Raw genomic sequence first — 2,560 nt, forward strand, 5'->3', positions numbered from 1 at the left:
GTACCCCTCCGCCGAGGGCCGCCTTCCATTGGTGATGTTGTTCGCCGAATCTGGAAGGAGGTCTGGCTTGTGAGGGTGGGAAGTGTCCACGAATGGGATAATGGACACGATAGGTGTCAAGCGCCGCCGTCGGACGTGGAGTGAGTCGCTGAAGCGGGAGATCGTGGCGGCGTCGTTCGAGCCTGGCGCGTCGGCTTCAGTGGTCGCGCGGCGTTACGACGTGAACACCAACCAGCTGTTCATCTGGCGGCGGCAATATGGTGACGGTCTGCTGGTTCCGACGCGTGAGAACGGCCCGGCGTTGCTGCCGGTGACGATCACGGACGCGCATAGCGCGGAGAAGACGGTGGCGCCGGCGGATGCCGGGCGGATCGAGATCGAATTGCCGAACGGCTACCGCCTTCGGATTGACGCCGCGGTTGAAGGCAAGGCGCTCCGCCGTGTGCTCGACGTTCTGGAGCGGCGATGATCCCGGTGCCGTCTGGGGTCCGGGTCTGGCTGGCGGTGGGGCGGACGGACATGCGGCGCGGGATGAACGGCCTGGCGCTGCAGGTGCAGGAGGCGCTGGGTCGCGACCCGCACGCGGGCGATCTTTACGTCTTCCGGGGTGGCCGGGGCGATCTGGTGAAGATCCTGTGGCATGACGGCCTGGGCATGTCGCTTTACGCCAAGCGGCTGGAGAAGGGCCGCTTCCTCTGGCCGTCGCCGGTTGACGGGGTGGTGGGCATATCGGCGGCGCAACTGGCGTATCTGCTGGACGGCATCGACTGGCGCAACCCGCGTCCCACCTGGCGGCCGACCAGCGCCGGATAGGGCTGGCCAGCGCCATTTTCCACGGGCACAGGGGCCGGATTCATGATTCACTTGTGGTCATGGACGCCGATCATGCCCCCGTGCCGGACGACATCGACGCGCTGAAAGCGGCGCTGATGGCTGAACGCGCGCAGAGGCGGGAGGTGGCGGCGGAACTGGCGGTGGCATGGGCCAAGGCGTCGGAAGACCTGGCCCTGATCGCGCACCAGAAGCTGCGGATCGCCCAGTTGGAACGCCAGGTGTACGGCCCGCGTTCGGAACGGTCGGCGCGGCTGATCGATCAGTTGACCTTGCAGTTCGAGGACCTGGAGGCCGACGCCACTGAGGATGAACTGGCGGCCGAGGTCGCCGTGTCCCAGGCCACGACGGTGGTGGGCTTCACCCGCAAGCGTGCCGAGCGCGCCACCTTCCCCGAGCACCTGCCGCGCGAGCGGGTGGTGCTCGATCCGCCGACGGCCTGTGCCTGCTGCGGCGGCACGCGGCTGCGCAAGCTGGGCGAGGACGTGACCCGGACCCTGGAGGTGATCCCGCGCCAGTGGAAGGTGATCGAGACGGTGCGGGAGAAGTTCACCTGCCGGGACTGCGAGAAGGTGAGCCAACCCCCGGCGCCCTTCCATGCCATTCCTCGGGGGTGGGCGGGCCCCCGCCTGCTGGCGATGATCCTGTTCGAGAAGTTCGGCCAGCATCAGCCGCTCAACCGGCAGGCCGAGCGTTACGCGCTCGAAGGCGTGCCGGTCAGCCTGTCGACCCTGGCCGACGCCGTGGGGGCGGGCTGTGCCGCGCTGGAACCGCTGCTGCGACGGGTCGAAGCCCATGTGATGGCGGCGGAGCGCCTGCACGGCGACGACACGACCGTCCCGGTCCTGGCCAAGGGCAAGACCGACACCGGGCGCTGCTGGGTCTATGTCCGGGACGACCGGCCGTTCGGCGGGACGGCGCCACCGGCGGCGCTGTTCCGCTACTCGCGCGACCGCAAGGGCGAGCATCCCCAGGGCCACCTGGCCGCATACACTGGGCTGTTCCAGGCCGACGCCTTCGACGGCTATCGCGCGCTGTACGCCGCCGAGCGAAGTCCCGGCCCGATCCGGGAGGCGGGATGCTGGGTCCATGCCCGGCGTCCGTTCTTCGCCATGGCCGACCTCGAGGAGAACGCCCGGCGCCAGGCCGCGGGCAAGAAGACCATCGCGCTCTCGCCCATCGCCATCGAGGTGGTGCGCCGCATCGACGCCCTGTTCGACATCGAGCGGCCGATCAACGGCAAGAGCGCCGAGGAGCGCCGGGCGGTCCGCCAGGAATTGAGCACGCCGCTGGTCGAGGACCTGCGGGCTTACTTGCACGCGCAGCGCGCCAAGCTGTCCCGTGGCCATGACCTCGCCCGGGCCATCGACTATATCCTGAAGCGGTGGGCGGCCTTCACCCTGTTCCTGGACGATGGCCGCGTCTGCCTGTCCAACAACGCCGCCGAACGCGCGCTGCGCGGCATCGCGCTCGGGAGGAAGTCGTGGATGTTCTGCGGCTCCGACCGTGGCGGACAGCGCGCCGCCGCCCTGTACAGCCTGATCGTCACCGCCAAGATGAACGGCATCGATCCCCAGGCCTGGCTGGCCGACGTCCTCGCCCACATCGCCGCCCACCCGGCCCACCGGCTCGACGAACTGCTGCCCTGGCGCTGGGCACCCAAGGCCCCGGCAACGCCCGCCGCGGCGGCCTGATCGCCGCCAAACTGCGGCCTACGCCGCATGCTTAC

3 protein-coding genes are annotated in these 2,560 nt (G+C 69.5%); all 3 read left to right on the plus strand.

What is annotated here, in order from left to right; all coding sequences use genetic code 11:
* Positions 1 to 100: 100 nt before the first annotated feature.
* The 3 genes from tnpA to tnpC are packed head-to-tail and all read left to right on the plus strand — an operon-like array spanning position 101 to position 2,525.
* Positions 101 to 469, plus strand: a complete 369-nt coding sequence (gene tnpA / locus FBZ89_RS30515; RefSeq protein ID WP_145754863.1) for an IS66-like element accessory protein TnpA — start codon at positions 101 to 103, stop codon at positions 467 to 469.
* The gene (gene tnpB / locus FBZ89_RS30520) at positions 466 to 813 is read left to right on the plus strand and encodes an IS66 family insertion sequence element accessory protein TnpB (RefSeq protein WP_145754864.1); all 348 of its coding nucleotides are present in this window, start codon (positions 466 to 468) and stop codon (positions 811 to 813) included. The genes tnpA and tnpB overlap by 4 nt, the downstream gene beginning before the upstream one ends.
* Positions 814 to 872: 59 nt before the next feature.
* A complete protein-coding gene (gene tnpC, locus FBZ89_RS30525; protein ID WP_145754866.1) occupies positions 873 to 2,525 on the plus strand; it encodes an IS66 family transposase in 1,653 nt (550 codons plus the stop codon).
* The last annotated feature ends 35 nt before the right edge of the window (positions 2,526 to 2,560 follow it).

This window comes from Nitrospirillum amazonense (assembly GCF_007828045.1).
Classification (GTDB): Bacteria; Pseudomonadota; Alphaproteobacteria; order Azospirillales; family Azospirillaceae; genus Nitrospirillum; species Nitrospirillum amazonense_C.